General features: G+C 42.9%; 16 protein-coding genes and 1 pseudogene. 8 read left to right on the top strand and 9 right to left on the bottom strand.

Features of this window, described 5'->3' with window-relative positions:
* Nucleotides 1-26 precede the first annotated feature (26 nt).
* Both ACX6CI_RS22560 and ACX6CI_RS22555 read left to right on the top strand, forming a co-directional pair.
* On the top strand, nt 27-1070 hold the full coding sequence (locus ACX6CI_RS22560; protein ID WP_458775906.1) for an ABC transporter ATP-binding protein: 1044 nt from the start codon (nt 27-29) through the stop codon (nt 1068-1070).
* A 17-nt stretch (nt 1071-1087) separates the two neighbouring features.
* Complete coding sequence (locus tag ACX6CI_RS22555; RefSeq protein WP_458775905.1) at nt 1088-2755, top strand: ABC transporter permease; 1668 nt, start codon at nt 1088-1090, stop codon at nt 2753-2755.
* 77 nt (nt 2756-2832) lie between these two features.
* On the opposite strand, the gene ACX6CI_RS22550 is transcribed toward ACX6CI_RS22555, so the two are convergent.
* Complete coding sequence (locus tag ACX6CI_RS22550; protein ID WP_458775904.1) at nt 2833-3507, bottom strand: SRPBCC family protein; 675 nt, start codon at nt 3505-3507, stop codon at nt 2833-2835.
* A 332-nt stretch (nt 3508-3839) separates the two neighbouring features.
* Between ACX6CI_RS22550 and ACX6CI_RS22545 the strand changes: the two genes are divergently transcribed.
* Both ACX6CI_RS22545 and ACX6CI_RS22540 read left to right on the top strand, forming a co-directional pair.
* Nucleotides 3840-4058, top strand: coding sequence for a hypothetical protein (locus ACX6CI_RS22545; protein WP_458775903.1), 219 nt, complete (start codon nt 3840-3842; stop codon nt 4056-4058).
* A 216-nt stretch (nt 4059-4274) separates the two neighbouring features.
* Nucleotides 4275-5471, top strand: coding sequence for a trans-sulfuration enzyme family protein (locus tag ACX6CI_RS22540; protein WP_458775902.1), 1197 nt, complete (start codon nt 4275-4277; stop codon nt 5469-5471).
* A gap of 396 nt (nt 5472-5867) precedes the next feature.
* Here ACX6CI_RS22540 and nrfA read toward each other — a convergent pair whose 3' ends face one another.
* The 5 genes from nrfA to speA all read right to left on the bottom strand — a co-directional run bounded on the left by nrfA (nt 5868) and on the right by speA (nt 13135).
* Nucleotides 5868-7334, bottom strand: coding sequence for an ammonia-forming cytochrome c nitrite reductase (gene nrfA / locus ACX6CI_RS22535; protein WP_458775901.1), 1467 nt, complete (start codon nt 7332-7334; stop codon nt 5868-5870).
* Nucleotides 7335-7850: 516 nt separating this feature from the next.
* Nucleotides 7851-8762 (bottom strand): agmatinase, encoded by a 912-nt coding sequence (speB, locus tag ACX6CI_RS22530; protein ID WP_458775900.1) that lies wholly within the window; start codon nt 8760-8762, stop codon nt 7851-7853.
* A complete protein-coding gene (gene nspC, locus ACX6CI_RS22525) occupies nt 8759-9937 on the bottom strand; it encodes a carboxynorspermidine decarboxylase (RefSeq protein ID WP_458775899.1) in 1179 nt (392 codons plus the stop codon). The genes speB and nspC overlap by 4 nt, the downstream gene beginning before the upstream one ends.
* A gap of 18 nt (nt 9938-9955) precedes the next feature.
* Nucleotides 9956-11173 (bottom strand): saccharopine dehydrogenase family protein, encoded by a 1218-nt coding sequence (locus ACX6CI_RS22520; protein WP_458775898.1) that lies wholly within the window; start codon nt 11171-11173, stop codon nt 9956-9958.
* Between the two features lie 36 nt (nt 11174-11209).
* A complete protein-coding gene (gene speA, locus ACX6CI_RS22515; RefSeq protein WP_458775897.1) occupies nt 11210-13135 on the bottom strand; it encodes a biosynthetic arginine decarboxylase in 1926 nt (641 codons plus the stop codon).
* Nucleotides 13136-13390: 255 nt separating this feature from the next.
* Between speA and ACX6CI_RS22510 the strand changes: the two genes are divergently transcribed.
* A complete protein-coding gene (locus ACX6CI_RS22510; protein ID WP_458775896.1) occupies nt 13391-13684 on the top strand; it encodes a hypothetical protein in 294 nt (97 codons plus the stop codon).
* On the opposite strand, the gene ACX6CI_RS22505 is transcribed toward ACX6CI_RS22510, so the two are convergent.
* A complete protein-coding gene (locus tag ACX6CI_RS22505; protein ID WP_458775895.1) occupies nt 13681-13905 on the bottom strand; it encodes a hypothetical protein in 225 nt (74 codons plus the stop codon). The genes ACX6CI_RS22510 and ACX6CI_RS22505 overlap by 4 nt on opposite strands.
* 594 nt (nt 13906-14499) lie before the next feature.
* Between ACX6CI_RS22505 and ACX6CI_RS22500 the strand changes: the two genes are divergently transcribed.
* Both ACX6CI_RS22500 and ACX6CI_RS22495 read left to right on the top strand, forming a co-directional pair.
* The gene (locus ACX6CI_RS22500; RefSeq protein WP_458775894.1) at nt 14500-14745 is read left to right on the top strand and encodes a hypothetical protein; all 246 of its coding nucleotides are present in this window, start codon (nt 14500-14502) and stop codon (nt 14743-14745) included.
* Between the two features lie 175 nt (nt 14746-14920).
* On the top strand, nt 14921-15262 hold the full coding sequence (locus ACX6CI_RS22495; protein WP_458775893.1) for a hypothetical protein: 342 nt from the start codon (nt 14921-14923) through the stop codon (nt 15260-15262).
* A gap of 186 nt (nt 15263-15448) precedes the next feature.
* On the opposite strand, the gene ACX6CI_RS22490 is transcribed toward ACX6CI_RS22495, so the two are convergent.
* Both ACX6CI_RS22490 and ACX6CI_RS22485 read right to left on the bottom strand, forming a co-directional pair.
* Entirely contained in the window at nt 15449-15823 is a 375-nt protein-coding gene (locus ACX6CI_RS22490) for a hypothetical protein (protein ID WP_458775892.1), read from the bottom strand.
* A gap of 309 nt (nt 15824-16132) precedes the next feature.
* Nucleotides 16133-16436: pseudogene (locus ACX6CI_RS22485) on the bottom strand (sigma 54-interacting transcriptional regulator).
* Between the two features lie 1281 nt (nt 16437-17717).
* On the opposite strand from ACX6CI_RS22485, the gene aspA reads away from it, so the two are divergent.
* On the top strand, nt 17718-19118 hold the full coding sequence (gene aspA, locus ACX6CI_RS22480; RefSeq protein ID WP_458775891.1) for an aspartate ammonia-lyase: 1401 nt from the start codon (nt 17718-17720) through the stop codon (nt 19116-19118).
* Nucleotides 19119-19166 lie beyond the last annotated feature (48 nt).

Genomic DNA, 19166 nt, shown 5'->3' with positions numbered 1-19166 from the left:
AGTCGTAACTGAAACCGGAGTAAAACGTGGGCGCTGTTGTTCTAAGAAATATAGAAAAACGATATGGGGAGCAGCTTGCCTGCACTGGCATTAATCTGGATATTCAAAAAGGTGATTTTTTCACATTTCTTGGACCTTCGGGATGTGGAAAGACAACCATTCTCAGGTTAATTGCCGGATTTATTACTCCGGAAAACGGTTCAATTACCATTGACGGAAGAGATATCACCTCTCTTCTCCCGGAACAACGTGATGTGGGCATGGTTTTTCAAAACTATGCCCTTTTTCCGTTTTTGAGCGTAAGGGAAAACATTGAATATGGATTGAAGATCCAAAAACAACCCACACGTGAGGTAAGGCAAAAGACAGATTATTACCTGAGTATGGTTGGTCTTAAGGGATATGACAACCGACAGATTTCAGAACTTTCCGGTGGGGAACAGCAGCGTGTTGCCTTTGCCCGATCACTTGCCATTGAACCCCGGGTCCTCCTTCTTGACGAACCGCTTTCTAATCTTGATGCCAGATTACGCGACACTATGCGAGCTGAACTCATCTCGTTACAAAAAAAACTTGGGATTACCACAATCTTTGTCACTCATGACCAGACGGAGGCCCTGACCATGTCCGACAAGCTTGCGGTGTTTAACCGGGGTCAATGTATCCAGGTCGGAACCCCAGAGCAGATCTATCAACAGCCGACAGATTCATTTGTGGCCCAATTTATTGGAGAGACCAACCTATTTTCCATCTATCCAGAGGGAGACCGATATCTTCTTGAAAATGGCAAGGAACTTGTCGGAATTACAGGATCAGGCTGGAAGTATATATCCATTCGGCCGGAACAGGTGATACTCTCAACGGAGAAAAAGGATGAACCAAATGTGTTTGATGGCGTGATACAGGAGAAACGTTACAATGGGGTTTCAACAGAATTTCTTGTCCGGGCCGAAGGACTTGATTTTAAGGTGACCAGGTTAAATGATGGGAAAAATACCGATAATTTCACCACTGGTCAACAGGTCTTTCTTCATTTCAGAACACCTGACGTACAACTTCTTCATCATTAATGAACATGAAGGTTTCATTGGCGAAAAATAACCTTCTATTTTATGCAGGCCTCACAGCTCTGCTGTTCTTCTTATTTGGTTATATACTCTTTCCAGCCTTAAAAACCGTTGAAACAAGTGTACTCATTGACGGCTCTGTCTCTTTTGTACATTACACAAACCTCTTCACAGTTGATCTGTTCAGAGCGCCCCTGGTACATTCAGTTGTCCTTGGCCTCCTCTCTGTCCTAGTCTGCGGTTTTGTAGGTATTACCCTCGCCTTTCTTCTACATTTTTTCGATTTTCCCCTTCGCAACCTCCTCGACAAGTTACTGCTCCTGCCAATGGTTATGCCGGGAATTATCATCGTATATGCCTTTGTACAACTCTACGGTGAAAGCGGTATGGTCACCAAGGCCATCCAGCTGGCGTGTAATTTGGACCAACCACCCTTTCGTTTATCAGGTCTGACGGGGATACTGTTTGTACATGCCTACACCCAATATGTGTATTTCTATTTAACAGTGTCTCTTGCCATAAAACATATTGATCTCTCTGTGATTGAAAGTGCCAGGAGTCTCGGGGCCAGCAGAACAAAAGTGTTTTTCTCCATCATTTTGCCATATCTAAAACCTGCCATTCTTGCGGCATGTGCCATGACCTTTATTTCTGGTGCCGGATCATTTACTGCGCCGAGTATTATCGGAGGAAGCTATAAAGTCATCACGACTCAGATTCTGCTTTCAAAAGCAAATAATTATATGGATATTGCCGCCACTCAGGTTTCAGTTCTTACCTGCATCTCACTACTCTTTTTTGCTGTCTTTCGTATGTATGAAGCAAAAAAGCAGTTTATCTCCTCGGTGAAGGGCGTTCAGTTTCAGCCTATACAATTGAAAAAACCTGCTCTACGATTTTTATTAATTGCCGGGGTCCTGTTTATAATTTTCACGATCCTCCTGCCAATATTTACAATAATTCTGGTTTCACTGGTGCCATCAAGTTCATGGATGATCAACTATTTCCCCAAGCAATTCACTCTACACAATTATACTGACATCTTTACAAATAGTCGAAAAATACAACCTTTTCTCAACAGCAGCATTATGGCACTTGGGGCTGCTGCTTTTGGCCTTCTCATTGGCATTCCATCTTCTGCAATCATTATAAAGGGGAGACAGAAAATGAAGTGGCTGGTCGAGTTTCTGGTCATGTTGCCCTGGGCAATCCCCGCAAGTGCCATTGCAATTAATATCATTAATGCCTTTAATGAACCTTCTATCTTTTCCTTTAACACAGTGCTTGTTGGCACCTCGGTGTTACTACCTTTGGGCTATTTTGTTCGATCACTGCCTATCCTGGTCAAAACCCTTAATGTCTCCTTTCAAAATCTTAACGATACCTATCTGGACGCATCAAAAAGCCTTGGGGCAACGTCTCTACAAACATATAAAAACATCGCCATTCCAATACTTTCCTCTGGGATTATTGCAGCATTTCTTCTAGTATTTATCCGCTCAGTTGGTGAATATACAGTTTCTGTTTTTCTCTATAATGCTTCGAATAAACCCATGTCAATCGCCATGGTGAATAGCGTATTTGAATATAATATTGGTCTTGGGATGGCATATGGATCTTTGCTGATACTCCTGACCCTTGTGCTCAGCTTGATCATATCAAAGGGTCTTGCAGTGTCTGTACGTTGATAAGCGCAGGGAATAAGAACCATAAGAGATCATTTAGAATCACAACTACCTGCAACTATTCCTCAGCTTTCTGGACTCTAAGGGATAGTTATATCGGCCTTTTGCAAAGACAGGTATCGGGAAGTTTCGAGGTCAGGGCTATTTTTGATATATGATTTCATTGCCTGTATAAATCGAATAGGCCATTTTTTTTGGATGATATTTTTGACGAAAGTGGGGATCCACCCACCAAGATCACCAGAAAAGGTGAATTCAACCCTGGTCGTATTAAGGGAAAGGGGAATAATCGCAACTTCCATAATTTTTACATTAGCAAGCAGGTGCGTTGTATCGGCACGGTCTTTATTTAATGAATTCTCGGCGGTAAAGAGAACACGATCACTCTTATATTCGACTGTCCCAAGGAGGAGAAATTCTCGATCATGAAATGGCCATGGGGTGGTGTAGTACTCGCTATACTCAAAACGGTTGTTTGAAATTTCATTGTGAATAGTTGTGTATTTAAGTTTGGGTGCCCAGCTGCTTTTGCGCTCAGCATCCACAAGCGCCATAACAATGCTTTGATAGGGTACATTCAGTTCTGCAGTAGCCTTAAATGGTAGAAGCGTGCCTGATTCTTCAAGGGAGCGAAAGAGAGCTACACCGTCGATCAGATCAATTTGCTCCCATTTACTTTCACTACAAAACCCTTCTGAAAGCACACCTATCAGAAGAAAGTAGAATCCAATTGATATGCCCCATGGTATTTTCATAATAAATATACTGCTGTTATTAATACATAGTTTGAATAGAGAATCACTGTAACGTCACCTTTAATGTAACGAGTTAATGTAAGATCATAACAAACAACTGGACCTGCATAACTTTGGGAGGAACAATTCTCTGCCGCCTTCATTTTCTAACACACTAAAGCACCATATATCTTGAACAATACTACAATATCAGTCAACCGCCTAATAGTTGTCAAAACCATGACCAATATTGACAGTCTTTTTTTTTGGGGGGCTATGCGAATAATGCGCTAGCAGGATCATTTTTCCAAAGAATCAAGACCCAACTCATCCATCATCGCCATCTTTGAAATGTGCGTGAGGCACATCGTGCTATTTTTCAGTATATTGAAGTCTACTGTAATCGAAAGAGAAAGCATTCTGCAAATAGTTACAAATCTCCCTCTGATTATTGGAACAAGAGGACCTACATTGAGTCATGGACAAGCTCAAATCTCAGATTGCTTTTTTACTGTTCGGTCTTTGGGAGCAGCATAACTGCCACGATACAGAAAGTTTTCCTACTTGCCTGACATTAGCTCAATTCTGCTACGACTTCTTAAACCTACATACAGTAATATGATTTGATTATAATTCAGTCCATTACTCACAGTTACACACTCAAGGGTCCATACTCATGAGCATTCAGGTTATCAAAGAACAAATTAAAAGTTCCTTGCTGACGATCCACTCCTTCCAATTTTCTTTTTTAGCTATCTTGCTGTACAATTAAGGTAAGGAGGATAGATATGGAAAAATACTCAGAGCTTCAGGAACAAACCAATATCGTCCACGGACTCCGGTCCTGTTACACCACAAGCATGGATCTTGTGCCTCCGATCCACATGACCTCAACCTTCAAATTTAGAGATCAGGCCCACGGCGCTGCAGTTTTTAGTGGTTCTGAAGATGCATATCTCTATTCCCGTATCAACAATCCAACGGTACGGCTTTTAGAGGAAAAAATGGCCTTTTTAGAAGGTTCAGAGGATGCCATTGCGACTTCGTCCGGTATGGCTGCCGCAGCATCCATAGTGATGTCTCTTGCCCGGCCGGGAGACAATATTGTAGCTTGCAACGCCCTTTATGGTGGCACCTTCGCGCTGTTTCAAAAGCATCTTGCGGATTTCAAAATAGAGACAAGGTTTCTCTCACCAAGAGACAGCAATAACAGGAATAAAATAGATTCCTTGGTAGACGCCAGAACCAGATTATTGTTTTGTGAAACCCCAGCCAATCCAACAATTGATATTATAGACATTTCATTGTGGGCAGCTGTGGCGCATGAAAATAATGTACCACTGGCAGTGGATAATACTTTTGCATCGACTTATTTACAAAAGCCCATAAGCCTTGGAGCAGATATCGTACTTCATTCAGCAACCAAATATCTTGGGGGACATGGAGATGTAATTGGTGGAGTGATAACCACTTCCCGGGCAATAACATCAACCATAAGGGAGGCGTATTTTAACCATTTTGGCCCAGCCATGAGTCCCTTTAATGGCTGGTTGATTCTAAGAGGGCTGAAAACTCTAGCCATTCGAATGGAGCGACACAGCAGTTCTGCCATCACTGTAGCTTCTTGGCTTGAGAAACATCCTCAGGTTGAAAAGGTTTATTACCCCGGCCTGCCATCACATCCAAACTATAAAACGGCAGTGAAACAGATGAAGGCCTTCAGCGGTATTGTGTCCTTTGAATTGAAAAATGGAATAGAAGCGGGCAAGACAGTAATCAACAATGTTGAATTGTGCACCCTAGCCGTCAGTCTTGGGGATTGCGAGACCCTAATCCAGCATCCTGCCTCCATGACCCACTCCACCTATTCGACTCAGAAACTCAAAGAGGCAGGAATTGGTGAAGGTCTCATTCGCCTGTCTGTGGGCTTGGAACACCCAGACGACATTATCGCGGATCTAAGTAGAGCACTGAAAAAGGTGTAAAGAAAAATTCAGCCAAATCAACTCGGCTTATATGAAGTAAACAAAAATAGAGCGACAATAAAATTGACCTTACTAAAGGACACCTCTCAAAGGTTAAACCGTACCCCAACTATCGAGTAATTGTTGATTTTTCGTTGATGAATGGTGACGAATAGAAACCGAGTGGGTGGTTTATCTGAGAGTAGTGTTGATGCGAAATTACGCCCTCTGCCTATGCGTTGGAAAGATTTTTCTTTGTGATTTTGGTTAGTTTTTCTAAAATGCTTTTTTAAGTGTTCATACAGTTAGGATAGAATATTTAAAAGTATATTCTCAACACTTTAGACCATAATAATTTTCCCCCTGCACCGCAGATGGTGCAGGGGGATTTCAAACTACCTGTTCACACTGAGTCTGTTATTTGGAGTAGGAGGTCTTATCAGACATTCCTTTTCTCGCCTCAGGATCCAGTTTGCCATTCTTAACAGCGGACGCGGTCCACTCTTTCAGCAGCGTATTCTTAAACTCTACCTTATCCGCCACCAGTTTTTTAAGGTCTACACCTGCCAGTGCCTGAGCTTTCTCTTTTGTTGAGAAATCTGGAGCAACGAAGTCAGCAGCACCATGCTTTGCCAATACCTTTACAATCTTAAAGCGAGCTTCCTGGGCAGTTTCGTTAGCTAAAGCCAGAAGACGCAGGGTCTCTTCAGGAGCATGGAAATAGGAACCATGGCTAGCAATAGAGTAGTCCCAACGCCACTGAGCGTGGCGAATATCAGTGAGAATCTCTTCCATTTCCTCTTCAGTTGCACCAGCTTCCCATGCTTTTCCAGCTTCCAGATGCGCTTTTGCAAGCGAATTCATGGCGATTTCCATCAGCTGCTCTTTACGTTCAAGCTTTCTTTCAACCACCGCTTTGAGATCTTCAGCATCCTGATCATGACAACCGATACAGATATTCTCAATGTCATCAAGCGGGCTCACCAGGTGATGGCTGGAATAGGTCACATCCCCTTCGGTGATTGAAGGCATATGACAATCTGCACAGGTTACCCCGCTTTTGGCGTGAATACCGGATTGGAATATCTCATAACCTGGGTGCTGCGCCTTGAGCATTGGAGCTTTACTGATCTTATGAGTCCAGTCTTTAAAACCGATCTCGTCATAGTATTCTTCCATATTCTCAGCGGCCAAACCTTTACCCCATGGGAAGGTGACAACCTTAGCAACTTTTTTATTGCCTTCCTTATCAATCCACTCAGTTGCCTTGAAATAGTATTCAGAATGGCATTGGGCACATCCAAGAGTGCGCATATCTTCACCGGTAAAATCCTTGGACTTTAAGCCAGCGGATTCAAGTCCACGAACAAGATAGGCAGAAGAGACAGCAGGATCTCCTGTTTCTGAATCGTGGCAATTGGCACAACCGATAGGATTAACCATTTCATCACCGTATTTTGCCCATTTTCCGGTGAAGTATTCCAGCTCACTTTCCTCAGCGACGATACGTGGTACATCTGGGGATTTACACGACCAGCACGCTGTTGGCATAGGCCCTGTCACCGGGCTTACCGGTGCACCTGTGCGCAGAGAGTTGATATTGGACTGAAGGCCGTAAAAATGCCCCCGAGGAGCGTTGTAATCTTTGGCAAAACCATAGCCGGCCCAAAGAATAGCCAGCTGAGGTTTCTTTGAAATCAGGTCCTCTATTTCATCATTTTCAGAGGTCATCCTCCAGCTCTTGTACTGGTGTGGATACTTCTCTGCCCACTGTTCGTTGCGGCTTATGACCTTGTCACCACTAACAGAAGTAGCGGCACTTCCCAGAACCATGGCAAAACCAAGAGCCGCAAGTAACCCCATACCAATGAAATTCTTCTTCATAATATCTCCATTTATGAAAAAAACTATTTTAGAGAACCTAAACAATCTGATCCCCCGCCCCAATAATAATTCTTACAATCTTGTCATGGTTTAAAAACAACATCAAGCCGCTGCAGTGCCACGCTGTGCCACATTCACCTTATATAAAAAGCCATCAATTTGAAAAAAACTGCTCAAAGGTAAGTGATTTTCTGAACTGGATCAACTGGGTACGATCGACCATCTTTTTTTCCTGAGAGACAAGCCGGTAAAAACTCGATTTTGCTTTCGATCAAGACCGAATTATTCTTCTGTGCAGAGTTTGCGATAACTGATTTCGGGATATTTTATTGCTTTGAGCAACTCTGCACGAAGTAAATTACTGGAGAAGATACCACGCATAGAAGGGGTATATCCCTCATAGGATAACAGGCGGTTGAGGAGTCCAACATCTGAGAATTGGCAATTTTAGCATGGTAAAATTACCTTAGACGTGCGAATTTTGACTGATCATATGAACGTAAAATTCAAAGGTCACTACTGGTTAGGGGTGAGTTCATTGCCAATGTGATGATATCTTCTGTTTTGAGCGTTTTTCGTAATGTATCCCATAATATTATAAACGAGTTGAGCCGCGGCAAAAGACGGACCATGCAAATATTCAATGGGTGCCAGCTCGACCACATCAAAGCCGATACAGATACGATTCTTCGTTATTTCTTCAAGCAGCCACATGGTCTGATACCAGTTAAGTCCACCAGGAACAGGTGTGCCAGTGGCTGGCATTACAGCACTGTCAAGTGCATCGACGTCAAAGGTAATGAACACCTTTTCGGGAAAATCAGGAGGTAACTGCAATGCATGACCGTCTCGCCAGATGCTTTCACTGTCCCTGGAAGGTATATTGTTCGATATTCGATATTCATGTTCATCTAAAGAGTAGCTGCGTGTTCCTAATTGATAGATAGGAATACCTTGCTCATGAATCCTTCGCATAACGCAGGCATGGCTGTAGCGTGAGCCCTGGTAACTATCACGCAGGTCAGCATGAGCGTCAAACTGAATAACCCCAAAGGAGTCAAACTGTTTTTTTAGTGCTGGAATGACACCACAGGTGATAGTGTGTTCTCCACCAAGAAGTACAGGTATTTTTTGTAACTCAAGAACGGTATCGACCACATCTGTAATTCGCCCCAGCACCTCTTCGCAAGAGCCGGTGCAATCCACGGGTGGAACAGTATAGATGCCATGTTCAGCTGGAATATGCCCCGTTGTTAAGAGTTCTAATTGGGTTGACGCTTGAAGAATTGCACCAGGACCTTCAATTGTACCCGCACCATAAGAAACTGATTCTTCATACGGCACGGGGATGACGTGAAAGAGAGACTTTTCAGGTAAAGATGGCGCGACGTCTTCTCCATGAAAGTTCAAATATAATTCACTGCTCATACAATTCTGTTCCTATAATCTTTGTAATCAAAACTTCGTATCAATGTCGGCTTCTCATCTTGTTGGGAGCAGGTATAAATCGAGGGTAACTCAACACCATTGAAGGTGTTATTTTTCACAAAAGAATAGAGAGCCATATCAGTCAATACCAGTCTTTTTCCATGTGTAAGCGGTCTGTCAAAGGAATAATCTCCAACCACATCTCCGGCCAGACAGGAAATGCCTCCAAGCCTGTAGGTGTAAGGGCACTTTTCAGCTTTGTTACTACCAACAATGTGTGGCCGGTACGGCATCGCCAGAACATCAGGCATATGCGTTTCAGCTGACGAGTCGAGAATTGCGATATCCATACCATTGTGAATTGTATCAATCACACGTGTTACAAAGACGCCAGCGTTGAGGACGACAGCCTCGCCAGGTTCAAGATAGACCGGTATGTTGTTATAGCGGTGACGAAAATCATTAATCGTCCTGCACAGCAGTTCGAGGTCATAATCATCGCGGGTTATGTGATGTCCTCCACCGAAATTGACCCATTGCATCTGACCAATATAGCGACCAAATCGTTTTTCGAATTCTTCGAGCACGCGTACAAGCACATCTGCATTTTGCTCACATAAAGCATGAAAGTGAAGTCCTGAAATGCCGGTAAGGTCAACACCATCCAAATCTTCTGGGTTTAAACCAAACCGCGACCCCGGTAAGCATGGATTATAAAGATCTAAATCAACTTCTGCATATCCTGGGTTCACCCGTAACCCAATCTCAATCTTTCGCTCAGCTCTTTTTACGGCATCTTGGTGAAAATGCCACTGGCCTATGGAGTTGAAGAGGATATGATCAGAATAGCTCACCACTCTAGCCATCTGCCTCGTCGTATATGCTGGTGCATAGGTGTGCACTTCCCTGCAGAACTCTTCACGACCAAGCTGCGCCTCAATGGGACCACTGGCGCAAACGCCTTGTAAATACTCGCGAATAACAGGAAATAGAGCAGGTAAGGCAAAGGCCTTCAGAGCCAGCAGAATTTTAACACCCGTTTGCTCCTGCACCTTTGCCAGCACCTGGCAGTTACGTCGTATTACGGTTTCACTTATCAGGTAGCAAGGCGTTTCAACCTGGCTGATAATATCGGGTGGAAAATCAGCCAGGGTCTGTGTATCGATCTGATTCATATCTTGGATATAAAATGTTTACTCAGGAAGTTTGCCGTCAAAATCAACAATCTGCCAGGGTAGCCCGTTCTGGTTCAATTCATTCATAAAGACATCGGGATCAAGTTGCTCCACGTTGAAAACACCCTCACCCTTCCAAATGCCTTTCAACATCATCATTGCACCAATCATTGCTGGTACACCGGTTGTGTAAGAAACCGCCTGGGACTGCACTTCATCGTATGCCTCTGCATGATCGCAGACATTATAGATATACTTCTGTTGTTCTTTACCGTCTTTATAACCGTTTATCACACAACCGATAACGGTTTTCCCAGTATAGTTGCTGCCAAGCGAACCCGGATCTGGGAGCAATGCCTTTAAAAAACGAATCGGCACAATTTTCTGTCCCTCATACTCGACTTCGTCAATACGTGTCATACCAACGTTCTCGAGCACTTTGAGATGGGTTATATAGGGCTGACCAAAGGTCATCCAGAAACGAATTCTTTTCAGTCCTTTGATATGTTTGACCAGTGACTCCATCTCTTCATGGTAAAGCATGTAACTCTCGCGGGGCCCGGCCACAGGATAGTCAAAGGTGAAATGTATACAGTCATCACTCAGGATAGCGGGAGTCTCAATCCATTCACCTTCTTTCCAGTGGCGAACGGTCTGGGTCACCTCCCGGATATTAATTTCAGGGTTAAAGTTGGTGGCAAAAGGATGACCATGGTCTCCGGCGTTACAATCGAGAATGTCGATAGTCTCGATTGAATCAAAATGATGTTTTTGAGCATAGGCGCAGAAGATATTGGTCACTCCCGGATCAAAACCACAGCCCAACACCGCCATCAAACCTTTGGCCTTGAATTTATTCTGGTAAGCCCACTGCCAGCTATATTCAAAATGAGCAGTATCTTCCGGCTCGTAGTTTGCGGTATCGAGATAATGCACACCGCATTCCAGACAGGCATCCATGATGGTCAGGTCCTGGTACGGTAAAGCAACATTAATCACCAGCTGTGGTTGAATTTTCTTAAAAAGCTCTATAAGTGCAGGTACATCATCCGCATCAACACTTGCAGTTTGTATCTCAACACCGTAGAGGTTTTTAACTTCATGGGCTACTGCCTCACATTTTGCAACTGTGCGACTGGCCAGCCAGAGATCTGTGAACAAATCCTTATGTTGAGCACATTTCTTTGCCACAACATTGCCGACCCCGCCGGCTCCTATTATGAGTACGCGTGACATTTTTTCTCCTTTCCTGCTATAGCGGACCAATGTCCTTTATTCTTTTTCAAAGTATGTATACCCTCGCAGCCCTTCGTCAAAACTCGCAAGGATCGTTTTACGCTCACCGGCAGTAATATACCCGTTATCTATAGAATCTTCGGCTATGTTTTTCAGCCTGGTTTTTGTTGCGCGAAGATCATATTCCACGTAAGAAAGCACATCAGCAACCGAATCCCCTTCCAGTTCACGGAGGAATTTGTAACTACCGTCCTCATTCACATGGATTGAAACTACATTGGTGTCACCAAAGAGATTATGCAAGTCCCCAAGTGTTTCCTGATATGCACCGACGAGAAAGACGCCAAGGTAATACTCAGAACCGTTCTTCAAAGGATGCAGCAATAATGTTTTCCGTTCTTCGGATATATCCGGAAAGTTATCGATCTTACCATCGCAGTCACAGGTAATATCAGAAATTATCGCAGGCCTTGTGGGTTCTTCACTGAGCCTGTGAATTGGCATAATCGGCAAAATCTGATCAATCGCCCACACATCAGGAAGCGACTGAAACAGGCTGAAGTTGCAGTAATAAACGTCGTAGATCAATTTATTGATTTTCTCGACATCTTTTGGGATGTGGCTTAGTTCTTTAGAGATCCTGGAAATCTCCATCAAGGTGTGCTGAACCAGATTTTCAGCCAGAGCCCTTTCTCGAATGGTAATGTGACCATGTTTAAACAATTGGCGAGCCTGGCTACGATAATAGAGGGCATCATTGCAACACTCCTGGATATTCTTTACTGAGACCATGTTATAGGTGGCCATTAGGTTCTCAAGCAGGTCATTATCCACAACTGGTAAACTACTTGGAATCGGAGGTGGCTCAAAGGAACTGATATCAAGGACATTGAAAATCAGCACCGAATAGTAAGCAACAATGGCACGACCGGATTCGGTAATAATTGTCGGATGAGGAATGTCATTTTTATCGAGAACAGTGATGACGGACTCGATAATGTCTGAACAATATTCCTCAATTGTATAGTTCCGGCTAGAGTGCGAATTGGTATTTGAACCATCGTAGTCAACAGCAAGACCACCTCCGAGATCGAGATAACCCATGGGAGCCCCCTCTTTCACCAGTTCTTCATAGAGGCGACAGGCTTCCATGGCACCGGCACGGATGTCACTAATGTTGGGGATTTGCGAACCAATATGGTAGTGAAGCAGCTGTAAACAATCGAGCATATTTTCAGCTTTTAATCGATCAATTGCATCGATTATGTGACTCATACTGAGGCCAAAAACCGAGGCGTCACCACCAGATTCAGCCCACTGTCCTTCTGCCTGGGTGGATAGTTTTATTCTAAAACCTAATGATGGATCGACTCCATGAAATTTGGCACGCTCAATAATGAGATCAAGCTCGCCAGGAACTTCGATCACAAAAAACACTTTGAAACCCATCCTGATTGCATGGAGTCCAAGGTCGATAAATTCTTCATCTTTGTAGCCGTTGCATATCAGACAGGCATTACGGTTGTGCAACATGGAGATGGCAGCTATCAACTCTGACTTACTTCCAGCCTCCAGACCATGATTATACTCTCGACCAAACTCGCTGATAGCCTCAATGACCTGTTCCTGCTGGTTCACTTTTATGGGAAAAACACCTTTGTATACTCCCCGATAGTCATTTTCCTGAATGACCTTACGAAACGTGTCATGCAGCAGTTTGATTTGTGAACCAAGAATATTTTCTATCCGTAGCAGCACAGGCATTGATAGCCCCCGCGCCTCAACTTCCTGTGCAACTTTTCTGAGGCTGATGCAAGGGCCAATGTCAGATCCTTCGGGCGTCACCACGACATCACCATCCTCGTTTATAGAAAAATAACCAGCACCCCATTTATCAATGCCGTAATACTCTGTAGCCTGCTCACTACTCCATTTTTCTTGCCGAGAAATTTCTTGTGACATCAAGTCCACCTCATAGCTGCCATGTTCGTCTTTCAACTGTGGCTACTAACTTGGCCACTTAGGTTCTGTAAAAAAAGAAACGCCATTTAAATAATATTCATTATAAAGTCAACCATTGCTGCCTTTATGTCAACAAATGGATCTGGCGCAAACTTGCTATATAGCTTGATTCAACTCCTCTTTCATGTGTTCTTCGATGCACGAAAGTCCAGGCTATACCGTAGGTACCAGAATACTGTCTTAAGAAGAATGTGTTTGGGACCTTGCTCACTTCTCGTTGACCTGGTTGGTGAAGCCAAGTGGCAAGCTGCCCTTGATAATCTCTATCCATTTGTTTGCACTCTCAAGATTACGGACATGGGTGTTGGCATTGACCAGCTTCTCAAGCAAGGTTTCACCATTTTACTGTCGCCCTCTCGCGAATGTACAAAGCCTGCCGACGAGCAGGGTGTCGGAAAAATATCGTACCTATGCGACATTGAGTATTTTATTAACCAGGTTTACTTCATTTCTTTCAAGACCTTCAAAAATAGGATGTTCCTTGTTTAATCGTCAAAAAGCATTTCACCGAAATAATCCTCTGTACCATAGTCATCCATCATTACCAGTTTGACTGGACTCTTGCTAAGTAAAGTATATTCAGTGCCGCACTCATAACAGGCGATCTGATCACCTTCACTGAGGTAGTATTCCACAGAAATATACTCAAGGCAGATTTCACATTTGCCTAATCGCTCTCTGTCACTCTGGTGTTTATTAAATTTAGCCATGTCATCTTCCTATGTTATTTTTGTGTGGGCTATCATCGAAATATCACCAATTTTTGTGCCATACAGTATAGAAAACATCACAAGGCACACATGTAACTGTTATTCCATGATGTTTACAAGACAGAGAGGTTGATATTGCAGAATGGGAAATACCTTGAAAATTTCCGATGTGCTTCTATTTTTCCGATTTGTGAAAGAGCCTGTTGTTAAAACCGCCCCAATGAGCAGGAGGCTCAGCTTCCAATTGTTATAAGAAAACTATCCATCTCATTGTAACCTGAATGCTTTTATGATCGTCTGAAAATCGGAATTTTCCTATCAATTCGGAAGAAGTCATGCGAAGCCCGATTTTCTCAGACCCTCTAATTGCTCTTGTCTTCATAACCACTCAATAATCGGAATTTTTTGTACTATTCCAATATCTTTTTTAATCCTGCCAAAAGAAACGCTAAAACTCATATTTTCAACAGATTACAGAAAACAATCAGGAGCATCGAAAATGGCATACTAATTGATTAGTCATGTATCATTCTAGTTAATCTCACCATCAGGAGAAAACCATGAGTAAACACAACAATCATACAGGTGACACAAATGGAGAGATTAAGATTGATACCTGATGAGCAAATGCCATCAACCAGAAATACTACAAAGAAACGGAAAAAGGAGGCTGGAGATATGCACAACATCGAACAACTAACTAATAAACCAAAGAATTCACCTGCAAATTGGGACGGCTTGGGAAATGAACCCCGTAATGAGAAACTTGCAAAAATTCGACTTGGGTCATTTGAGAAAAAGGAAAATGCCATAGACGAGGAGAATGAAAAAAAAGATTAGAAGGTTAACAAACACCCTGCAAGGGGGTGGGACAGGCACCTTCACAAAATTAATTTCTAAGGTACTAACCCCGAAAAACGGAATACGTTCCTTTGTGATACCTTTTCTGGTTAATTCACTATGGTTTTGTCATAACAACAAAAAAACACGTCTGTAAGTAGTAGCAGGCAGGAATATGGCGATCAGTACGAACAGCTTTTCTTCCCAGATAAGAAAGCATTATTTGAGGCAAGCAAAAGCGCGAGGACATGTTGCAGGAACTGGTCGAAAGCGTCTCTATCGGTTGTCAGCAAGTTATCGCAATCCGTTTACCAAGGTTACCATCTCCAAAAGAATGAACATTGTCATTGAACGGGACGTATTCACACCGCTTTACACCATCACCATGAGTACAGAAACTTCCAGGCTTTACATCACCTGCCAAAATTGCAGAAGATGGCAGAAGACGGTCTCTGTTTCTCCTACTTACGTATGCCCAGCGCCCCATCTGTCAAAGATTACAGGACAGCATAGTTAAGGAGCGAAAATAGGGTGGAGAAAGGTCATCTCAAGCAGTGCGGCCAATTCTGCCCCCAGGGGTTGAAATTTACAGAATAGGTGATTTCTTTCTCAGAACCCACCTGGGCTGATGGCTCGTAGATAGTCAGGAAATCTTCTCCTTCATCGATCCCCGATGCATATCGGGGACCACCGAAGTCCAATGTTATTCCTGTACAGGTTGCTCTGTTTCCGGTTCCTGCTCTTGAGCTTCAATTTCAGCTTCTACACAATCTTTAACAAATTGCTCAATCTCATCGTCTGGAATTTGCAGCTCAAGCCCCCAACTCCGGCACTCCTCATCAAGAGTAACAATTTGTTCGACCTCTTCCTGACCATTTTCGTTATCCTCAACCACAGGTACAGACATCAGGCAATCTGCAATGAATTGTTCAATATCTTCTTCCGGAATATTTTGCTCAAACGCCATTAATTGGCACTCTTCTTCAAGTTCTGCGTTTGATGTCGATGCCCAAACCGGGGTAACGCTACTTGCAACAATAAAGGCCATAGCCAAAGCAGAAATTAGTCTGTTTTTCATGATATTTTCCTCACACTACATTAATAATAGAGATGAGTGCTCCCGTTTTTGGGACCACAACTTGTTTATAATCCAAGGGGTATTCGACGGAATTAATCCAATTTATATGCCATGAAGAACAGAAAACACATCACCAGATCATATGGTTGTTATTGCGTTGTATTTAACAAAAAAGGAGTATGGTGTGGCAGGGTTGGAAACGCCCGGAAATTTCCGATTTATTCTGATTTTATATTCAATGGATTATTCAATGGATATTTGCTACAACGAAATAGTCAGGGTTTGTAGAAAAATTCCGATATTCTGCTATTATTCCGATTTGTGAAAGTGCTCTTTTTTCAGGCCATGTATTTTCATCTTATTGCGATCCCTGATCGGGGGAATATGGACTTGGAAAACGGAAATCCGGTAGTAGATATCTGAACGAAGCCGGCCGGTATTCAATATCTCAATTGGGTCAGTGTTTGTTGCACCAATGACTCGAAAATCGACATTTATTTCTGAATTGCCACCAAGTCGCTGCAGACTTTTCTCCTGTAAAGGCACCCTTTTCATAACCAAACAGTTCAGATTCCAGTAGACTGTCAGGGAGGACTCCGCAGTTTACAGCCATGAACGACCCTGATCTGCACCAAGACTCATCGTGAAATATACCAGGAAGATTCTGAGTATTTATCAACTCTTCCAGGGAGATCTCCGTGAAATCCTCACAGTTAATATCTAAGAACTATGCGTCAAAAATCCTTGAGAATGCCGTCGAGCTGAAGTCTAAAGCGGCTTGGACTGTAAGTAACTTGCTGGTGGGAGGAGGGAGAAGAGACAAAAGTTTACAACTTTAATAAGCGGGTAGAAAATTTACCTTCCTGAATATATTTATTGGGAACGATCTGTAGGCTCACGATCGGCATGTGACCAATATATTGGAAACCAGACCTTGTGATACCTGAGTATTAAAGTTGAGAAATTTAGTTGAGCGAAATAGAAATTTTGCATTAACGAATCGGGAAACAGGTAATGACTGACACACAATCGTTCACAGCTGATCAGCTACAAAAGCAATATATTTTCAACACATTACTTGAAGCAACAAGCTTTTCAGGACCCCTTTCAAGGGAAAGTCACAAAAAAACGATTCCCCCTGTATTATATTAGATAAATAATAAGGTTTTGAGATCCCTTTCAGCCGTAGGGGTCCTCTAATTATTCACCGATCGATATGAAAACAATACATTCCCCTCCCCTTTTAGGTAAATTTGACCCTCTTTTCCACACTCCAAAAACGTAAAGGGTCCTATTACCGGTTACCAATCGAATTGTCGTGGTTCTGGTTCAGTGGACATTCTACATCTAAACGAAGTTCCACCAGATTAAGATTATCATGGATAAGCTCTAATACCACACAAAAATTCTATTGTTAGGTTTTGACGAAAGCTTATTTTTCTGGACTCAGGCTAAGGTTAATCGCCAGGCTCTACTGTTAACCGAAGCTTGCCAATAGACACTTCTACCTGCTGCAATATTGCCGGATTGAGGATCTTTAGGAGATCTTTGGATTTCAAGATATTTCGTGAATCTACCAGCCTCTATACCCCTATAACCTTTGCTTTGGTTATAACCTTTCGCCATAACAGTCTATGTGTCTGAAAATATGTAGTTAATTAGAATTTCAACCCAATTCCGTCCTCTGAAAGGTTATACCCCTTTATCATTGCCCTGCTATCATGGCATGTCTCTGTTTTTCCTTTATTTCAGTATATTAGTAAACATTTTAAACGGTGGCACATTGTTTGCTTATTATCACGTAAGTCTACAGAATGAAGTCAATTTTCTCCTGTAAGCTTTTGAGCATTCGTTAAGCAAGAAAATCAGTTTCACTACGCAAAGAGGTTTTGTAATGGATAGGGTTGAGCATGATCTGCTTGGTGAAAAGGTATTATCGGATTCGTGTTACTACGGGATTCAGACACTTCGAGCAAAAGAAAACTTTGTAATTACCGGCATTCCAATTTCAGGAACGCCTTCCATGATAAAGGCTTTGGCACATGTTAAAAAATCTGCGGCAATGGCCAATATGGAACTTGGCATTTTGCCGGCAAAAATCAATAAAGCCATTTGCCAGGCCTGTGATGAAATAGCAGTCGGTAAATTGCATGATCAGTTCATCGTTGATGTTTTCCAGGGTGGGGCAGGTACCTCAACCAATATGAATGCCAATGAGGTTATTGCCAACCGTGCCCTCGAAATAATGGGACATGAAAAAGGAGAGTATCAATTTTGTCATCCTAATAATCATGTCAATTGCTCTCAATCAACCAACGACGTTTATCCAACAGCCTTTCGTATCGCACTGCATTTTCTGCTCAGTAAACTCATTCGACGGATGACTGTTTTACAGCAGGAATTTTCAAAAAAAGGAGAGGAGTTTTCAGATGTGATGAAAATGGGGCGGACACAGCTACAAGATGCGGTACCTATGTCGCTTGGACAGGAGTTCACCGCCTACGCCACAACCATTGGTGAAGATATTCAGAGAGTTAAAGAATTGTTTAACCTGATTACAGAGATAAATCTTGGAGCCACCGCAATCGGTACAGGAATAAATGCCCCCCCGGAATATACCAGAATAGTCACCGAATACCTGCGCAAGCAGACGGGGATCCATCTGGTAACTTCTCCAAATCTTATAGAGGCAACGTGGGACACTGGTGCCTATGTTCAAATTGCTGGGGTTTTAAAAAGAACTGCAATAAAACTTTCAAAGATATGTAACGATCTCAGACTGTTGTCATCAGGTCCCCGGGCCGGATTTAATGAGATTAACCTGCCAAAGATGCAGCCTGGATCGTCAATTATGCCCGGTAAGGTCAATCCCGTAATACCGGAGGTGGTGAATCAGATCGCCTATCAGGTTATTGGTTCTGATTTGACCATTACCATGGCATCTGAGGCAGGGCAGCTTCAGTTAAACGTCATGGAACCTGTAATAGCGTACAACCTTTTCAATTCTATTCACCTGCTCGGCAAGGGATGCACCACGCTCGCTCGGAAATGTGTCGCAGGAATAACCGCCAACAAAGAAAGATGCAGGGAGCTTGTCGATAACAGCATTAGCATCGTTACTGCCCTGAACCCATGTATCGGCTACGAAAACACATCAATGATTGCAAGAGAAGCACTGGAGTCCAATAAATCCGTCTATGACTTGGTGCTTGAACATAAGTTGCTCGCGAAGGAGAAACTCGATGAGATTCTCTCTCCTGAAAACATGATGAGACCTAAGTATATCGCCCAATAAAATGGGCACGAAATTTACCAACGTTTCGTCATAACGTAACTATTAATT

The sequence above is a fragment of the Desulforhopalus glucosivorans genome (genome assembly GCF_054397165.1).
Note: the sequence above shows the minus strand (reverse complement) of the source record. Positions and strands in the feature narration are given on the sequence as shown.